Below are 6,589 nucleotides of genomic sequence, written 5' to 3'. Positions count from 1 at the left end.
GTGGAGCGAGACCTGGCCAGGTTCAAGCGCGGCGTCGACCAGCGCTGGAGCGAGCTGGTCTACGACGGCCTGTGGTTCTCGCCGCTGAAGGACGCCCTCGACACCTTCATCGCCGACGCCCAGAAGTACGTCTCCGGCGACATCAGGATGACCCTGCACGGCGGCCGCGCCGTCGTCACCGGCAGGCGCTCGGAGGAGTCGCTGTACGACTTCTCGCTGGCCACCTACGACACGGGCGACACCTTCGACCAGTCCCTGGCCAAGGGCTTCGTCCAGCTGTGGAGCCTCCCCTCCAAGATCGCGGCAGCCCGTGACGCCAGGCATGGCTAGGATCGCGGGTGACGAGGAGGAGACTACGGTGAGTGATGGTGGCAAGCCGATGAGGCTGTGGGGCGGGCGTTTCGAGTCGGGCCCCGCCGACGCGCTGGCTCGGCTGTCGGTGAGCGTGCACTTCGACTGGCGGCTGGTGCCGTACGACCTGATGGCTTCGCGGGCGCACGCCCGCGTGCTCAACAGGGCGGGGCTGCTGACGGACGAGGAGCTCGAGCGCATGATCGGCGCGCTCGACGACCTGGAGACCGCCTGCAAGACGGGCGAGTTCAGGCCGACGGTCGCCGACGAGGACGTGCACACCGCGCTGGAGCGCGGGCTGCTCGAGCGGCTCGGCTCGCTTGGCGGCAAACTGCGCGCGGGGCGCAGCCGCAACGACCAGATCGCCACCGACCTGCGCCTGTACCTGCGCGACCACGTGCGCACGATCATCTCCAGGCTGGTGGAGCTGGAGACGGCGCTCATGGCGCAGGCCGCCACGCACGCCGACACGGCCGCGCCCGGCATGACGCACCTGCAGCACGCGCAGCCGGTCTCGTTCGGCCACCAACTGCTCGCGCACGTGCACGCCTTCGCCCGCGACATCGACAGGCTGATCGACTGGGGACAAGCGGGCCGCGATCTCGCCGCTCGGCTCCGGCGCGCTGGCCGGCTCGTCGCTGCCGCTCGACCCCGTCGTGGTCGCCGAGGAGCTCGGCTTCTCCGCGGCGGCGCCGAACTCGATGGACGCCGTCGCCGACCGCGACTTCGCCGCCGAGTTCCTCTTCGACGCGGCGATGATCGGCGTCCACCTGTCGAGGCTGGGCGAGGAGATCGTCCTGTGGGCCTCGCAGGAGTTCCGCTGGATCGAGATGGACGACGCCTACTCCACGGGCTCGTCGATCATGCCGCAGAAGAAGAACCCCGACGTCGCCGAGCTGGCGCGCGGCAAGTCGGGCCGGCTCATCGGCAACCTCATGTCGATGCTGACCGTGCTGAAGGGCCTGCCCCTGACCTACAACCGCGACCTGCAGGAGGACAAGGAGCCGGTCTTCGACACCGTCGACACCCTGCTGCTGGTGCTCCCCGCGGTCGCGGGGCTGGTCTCCACGATGCGCGTCAACACCGCGCGCATGTCGGCGACCGCCTCCGACGGCTTCGCGCTGGCCACCGACCTGGCCGAGCTGCTCGTGCGCAAGGGCGTGGCCTTCCGCGACGCGCACGAGGCCGTCGGCCACCTGGTCGTCTACTGCCAGGTCAACGACGTCGACCTGGGCGAGGTCAGCGACGAGGACCTGGCGAAGGTCTCCCCGCACCTGACCCCCGACGTGCGCGACGTGCTCAACGTGCCGGGCGCGCTGGCCGCGCGCAAGGCGCACGGCGGCACCGCGCCCGACAGGGTCCGCGACCAGATCGCGGCGCTTCGCGAGGCTGTCGACGCCCAGGCGGCATGGGCCTCGGGCTCCTGAGCAGGGACTTCTTCGACAGGCCAGCTCACGAGGTCGCGCCCGAACTGCTCGGGCGCGTCCTCGTGCACGGCGAGGTCGGCGTCAGGCTGACCGAGGTCGAGGCGTACGGCCTGCCGGGGGAGGACCCCGCCTCTCACACCTACCGAGGACAGACCCCGCGCAACTCGGTGATGTTCGGCCCGCCGGGGCATCTGTACGTCTACTTCACCTACGGCATGCACTACTGCGCCAACCTCGTCTGCCTGCCCGAGGGGCACGGCTCGGCCATCCTGCTGCGCGCGGGCGAGATCGTGTCGGGCCTCGACGTGGCCAGGGCACGGCGCAACGGGGCCCGCGACCGCGACCTGGCCAGAGGCCCCGCCAGGCTGGCCGTGGCGCTCGGCTGGGGGCGCGAGGACAACGGCCTGGACATGATCGGCAAGGTGCTCGACGGGTCCCCGCCCGCCTCGGTGCTCGCGGGACCGAGGACCGGGATCTCCACAGGGGCCGACACCCCCTGGCGGTTCTGGATCGAGGGGGGATCCGACGGTCTCGCCGTACCGGCCGCACGTGCCCAGGCGGCGTGGCTGAACGGCTCCCGGCTACGCCGCCCTGAGCCGTCGCAGCTCCGCGGCGACCTCGGTGGGCGAGACCCCGAGGTCGGAACGGCTGAACAGGTGCAGGTTGTCGCCGGTGTCAATCTCCAGCATCTCGCTGCGCCTGCCGTAGCGGGTTCGCACGTCGACCTTGATGTCCTCGATCTGGTCCCCAGGGGACGTGGCGGGAGCCCGCGTAGCCGTGCGCGACGGTGATGCCGGACTCGTCGGTGGCCAGCCGCACGGGGACCAGGAGGTCTCTGAGCGCCATGGCGCCGACCAGCAGGGTGGCGGGGACGGCCAGGATCACGCCGCGCACGTCGCCGGAGAGGTACCAGTAGCCGCCGAGGGCGGCACAGGCCACGGCGGCCAGGATCTTGATTGCGACCAGCTCGCGGCGAACCCTCCACATGGCTGCGAGGCTACCGCCCCCAGACGACCGCGCTCCCCGACACCGACTTCGGCCAGCCGAGCTCGCTCTTGACCGTCTTCAGCTCCAGCCAGGCCAGGTTGCCCTCGGAGCTGAGGACGCAGACGCCCTCGGCCGTCTTCTTGGGGCCCGCCGCTAGTCCTGGTCGGCGGCTCCGGCGCTCGCGGTGCGCGCCGCGCACTCCTCCGCCGTGGGTGCGCGCTCCTCCTCCCAGGCGGCCACCTTGACGCCGTCGTGCGCGTAGATCTTGGCGGACTCCGCCGCGAACCAGCCGTGGACGTCGCCCTCCGTGTCGTCGGTCGAGGTCCTGGCACCGCTCTCGTGGTCGAACTCGAGTGAGACGTCGTCCTTGAGCGCGTAGACCCCTCGCCAGCGTTCACCCATGCCCGTGGTCCGGCCCGTCTCGCCCGGCGGGGTGGCGGTGTCGTCGGCGGGGGCGGTGCTGTTCGCGGTCACGGCGCTGTTGGCGGTGACGGTGGCGGTCGCGGTGACGGTCATCGTGACGGTCGCCGTGGGGCCCGCCTTGGCCGCGGCGTCTCCCGCGGCTCTCTGGGTCGCCAGGATGCCGATCCCGGCAGCCGCGAGAGTCGCGACCGCGCCGATGACGGCCGCGATGATCGTGCCACGGTTGGATCCGGAGGAATCGGCCACGGCAGGGGATCCTAACGTCTGCCATGATCACGCAGGAGGGTTTTCAAGTGGCGACAGGTGCCGAGATCGGGCACTCTGTAGCCAGTCCATGTCCACTCGTTCGGAAAGCCGGAATCGTGACCGACATCATCGACGACCTCGCATGGCGAGGTCTGATCGCGCAGTCCACCGACCTCGACGCCCTTCGCGCGTCCATGGCCAAGGGACCGATCTCGGTCTATGCCGGCTTCGACCCCACCGCTCCCTCGCTGCACGTCGGACACTTCGTGCCGCTGCTGACGCTACGCCGCATCCAGCTGGCGGGTCACCGGCCGATCGGGCTGGTCGGGGGCGCCACCGGGCTGATCGGCGACCCCAGCGGGCGCAACACCGAGCGTTCACTCAACGCGGGTGACGTCGTCGCCGGATGGGTGGAGCGGCTGCGCGGCCAGGTCGGACGATTCCTCGACTTCGAGGCGCAGCCCAACGCCGCGCTCATGGTCAGCAACCTCGACTGGACCGCCGAGCTGTCCGCGATCGACTTCCTGCGCGACATCGGCAAGCACTTCCCCGTCAACCGCATGCTGGCCCGCGAGTCCGTCGCGGCCAGGCTCGCGGGCGAGGGGCTCAGCTACACCGAGTTCAGCTACCAGATCCTGCAGGCCAACGACTACCTCGAGCTGTACCGCAGGCACGGCTGCTCGCTGCAGATCGGCGGCAGCGACCAGTGGGGCAACATCACCGCGGGCGTCGACCTGGTCCGCCGCGTCGAGGGCGGCCACGTCCACGCGCTCACGCTCCCGCTGATCACCAAGGCCGACGGCACCAAGTTCGGCAAGACGGCGGGCGGCGCGCTCTGGCTCGACCCCGCCATGACCTCGCCCTACGCCTTCTACCAGTACTTCCTCAACGCCGACGACCGGGACGTGATCCACTACCTGAAGGTGTTCACGTTCAGGAGCCGCGAGGAGATCGAGGAGCTGGAGAAGGCCGTCGCCGAGCGGCCGTTCGCCAGGGAGGCGCAGCGGGCGCTGGCCGAGGAGCTCACCGAGCTGCTGCACGGCAGGGCCGAGCTCGAAGCCGTCGTGGCCGCCTCCAAGGCGCTGTTCGGGCAGGGCTCGCTCGAGGAGCTGTCCGCCCCGACGCTGGAGGCGGCGCTGGCGGAGGTGCCTCTCGCCAAGGTCGACTCGCTCGGAGCGACGCTGGTCGACCTCATGGCCGAGAGCGGCCTGGTGGAGTCGAAGTCGGCGGCCAGGCGCGCGGTCAAGGAGGGCGGCGCGTACCTCAACAACGTGAAGATCACCGACGAGGCCTACACGCCGTCCGCCGACGATCTGCTGCAGGGACGCTTCCTCGTGCTGCGTCGTGGCAAGAAGTCGATCGGCGGGGTCGTGGTCGGCTGACACTCACGTTCATGGCGGGCTTCCTCGTGGAGGGGGCCCGCTTCGCCGTCTACGTCAGCGTCAGCCCTTCCTGGTGTAGAGGGCGACAGTCAGTCCGGGTATGTCGGCCGAGTGCCAGGCCCTGACCAGGGCGAAGCCCGCCTGCCGTACCCGGCCGTGCTGAGGGAGGTCGGCGCTCTTCGCGCCGCGCCACACCAGCCAGACCCGGTCGCGGCCGCGCAGCGCGACGGAGACGTCCGCCCGCTCGGGATAGCCGAAGCTGTCGGTAGCGGGCGCGTTCCCCATGCGCAGGACGTCGTCGGGCATGGCGTTCGTCGCGTAGTAGTCGAAGCCGGTGCGCAGGGAGCTCTGGCCATAGACGATCGCATCGCCTGGTTCGAGCTTCATGCGGCCGATCGCCCACGGGACGTCCTCGAAGCGGCCGTTGCGCTCCCTGACGTCGAGGTGCTGAGGGAAGGCCAGCGCGGCCGCTCCGACGGCGAGCGCGACGGCGGCGGGCACGGCCAGGCGCGGCAGCTCGGCCACGGCGATCGCCGCCAGCAGCACGAGCGCGGGAGCGGTCACGAAAAGGTAGCGGTCGACGTACACGGGTGTCACCAGATGGGAGACCGCCAGCAGCAGGACGGGCGGCAGCAGCAGCCACCCCGTCACCGCCAGGCCCCAGCGGGTGTCGCGCCTGATCAGCACGAAGGCTCCGGCGAGAGCCACCGCGAACAGCGCGATCCCGACGCCCTCGGCGCCCGCCGCCATCTTCGGGAACTTCAGCAGGACGTCGGGACCGCGCTGCGGGATCCAGCTGATCGCGTGCCGCTCGCCGTACCCGATGAGACCCAGCACCGCGGCCGGCACGAAGCCGGCCGCCATCGCCAGGACCATCGTCTTGGTACGGCCGCGCAGGAGCGCGAGCTGCGCGGGGAGCACGAGCACCGCGAACAGGTGGGTACAGCCGACGAGCGCGACCGAAGCGGCGTAGGAGACCCATCGGGAACGGTGCAGCGCCCAGAAGGAGATGGTCACCGCCGCGGCGGCGAAGGCGTAGGGCCTGGCGAAGGCGCCGTAGTAGGAGACCGAGGGCAGCGCGCACAACAGCGCGGCGGCGGCCAGGCCCGCGGAAAGGCTGTGCACGCGGCGGCCCAGGCACACCAGGAACGCTGCGGCCACCCCGATCGCCAGCGCGGAGGGCAGCCTGAGCCACAGCTCGGCCGTGCCGGCCTTCATCCAGAAGTGCATGAACAGGTAGTACGGCAGGAAGTGCCCGTCGATGTGCTGGGCCAGCTCCCACATCCCGGCGATGGAACGGCGGGCGGCGCTGAGCGTGGCCAGCTCGTCGCCGTTCAGCGTGGAGGAGCCCGAACCCGAGAGCGCCACCGCGAACGCCACGATCGCGGCGGTGGGAGGAGCCCACCACGGTGTCGAAACAGGAGGCAGCGGGGGGCTTTCGGGCCTGGCGATCGTGGCGGTCACCTAGAGGAGGATACGGGGCGAGATCGACATGCCGGACGCGGATTTGACGGGATGGCGATACCGACCTAGTCTCGTCTGTGCCCCGGGAGCGAGCCGGACGCCGCGAGACGGCGGACGGGCCCCGAGGGAGATCTCTTCTGAACAAGCCGACGGTACGGCGCACCTCGATCATCATCCGGGAAAATCGGTTGATTGGACAAGGCGCGAGTGGCACGGTAAGTTGAGAGGGTTGCCCCGGAGACGGGGCGGTGCGGCTCGAGCAGTCGAGAAGGCTGCTAGGCTCGGCACCACGAACGAATGCGGAAGACG

6 protein-coding genes and 2 pseudogenes are annotated in these 6,589 nt (G+C 70.7%); 4 read left to right on the top strand and 4 right to left on the bottom strand.

Annotated features, from left to right (window positions below; genetic code table 11):
- The 3 genes and pseudogenes from ABFX55_RS08340 to ABFX55_RS08330 all read left to right on the top strand — a co-directional run.
- Positions 1-330 (top strand): annotated as a pseudogene (locus ABFX55_RS08340) (argininosuccinate synthase); the annotation flags it as partial.
- 49 nt (positions 331-379) lie between these two features.
- Positions 380-1,778: pseudogene (argH, locus tag ABFX55_RS08335) on the top strand (argininosuccinate lyase).
- Entirely contained in the window at positions 1,760-2,569 is an 810-nt protein-coding gene (locus ABFX55_RS08330; RefSeq protein WP_346119251.1) for a DNA-3-methyladenine glycosylase, read from the top strand. The pseudogene argH and the gene ABFX55_RS08330 overlap by 19 nt, the downstream one beginning before the upstream one ends.
- Here the strand turns inward: ABFX55_RS08330 and ABFX55_RS08325 are convergent.
- Genes ABFX55_RS08325 through ABFX55_RS08315 form a run of 3 tightly spaced genes read right to left on the bottom strand, consistent with a single transcriptional unit; the run spans position 2,454 to position 3,434 of the window.
- Complete coding sequence (locus ABFX55_RS08325) at positions 2,454-2,765, bottom strand: hypothetical protein (RefSeq protein WP_346119249.1); 312 nt, start codon at positions 2,763-2,765, stop codon at positions 2,454-2,456. The two genes, ABFX55_RS08330 and ABFX55_RS08325, sit on opposite strands and share 116 nt — an antisense overlap.
- 10 nt (positions 2,766-2,775) lie before the next feature.
- The gene (locus ABFX55_RS08320) at positions 2,776-2,964 is read right to left on the bottom strand and encodes a hypothetical protein (RefSeq protein WP_346119247.1); all 189 of its coding nucleotides are present in this window, start codon (positions 2,962-2,964) and stop codon (positions 2,776-2,778) included.
- Positions 2,919-3,434: a hypothetical protein gene (locus tag ABFX55_RS08315; protein ID WP_346119245.1), complete on the bottom strand. Its 516-nt coding sequence runs from the start codon at positions 3,432-3,434 to the stop codon at positions 2,919-2,921. The genes ABFX55_RS08320 and ABFX55_RS08315 overlap by 46 nt, the downstream gene beginning before the upstream one ends.
- A gap of 116 nt (positions 3,435-3,550) precedes the next feature.
- Between ABFX55_RS08315 and tyrS the strand changes: the two genes are divergently transcribed.
- A complete protein-coding gene (tyrS, locus tag ABFX55_RS08310; protein ID WP_346119244.1) occupies positions 3,551-4,816 on the top strand; it encodes a tyrosine--tRNA ligase in 1,266 nt (421 codons plus the stop codon).
- A gap of 60 nt (positions 4,817-4,876) precedes the next feature.
- Here tyrS and ABFX55_RS08305 read toward each other — a convergent pair whose 3' ends face one another.
- On the bottom strand, positions 4,877-6,280 hold the full coding sequence (locus ABFX55_RS08305) for a hypothetical protein (protein ID WP_346119242.1): 1,404 nt from the start codon (positions 6,278-6,280) through the stop codon (positions 4,877-4,879).
- Positions 6,281-6,589 lie beyond the last annotated feature (309 nt).

The sequence above is a fragment of the Nonomuraea roseola genome (assembly GCF_039535395.1).
Lineage (GTDB): Bacteria > Actinomycetota > Actinomycetes > Streptosporangiales > Streptosporangiaceae > Nonomuraea > Nonomuraea roseola.
Note: the sequence above shows the minus strand (reverse complement) of the source record. Positions and strands in the feature narration are given on the sequence as shown.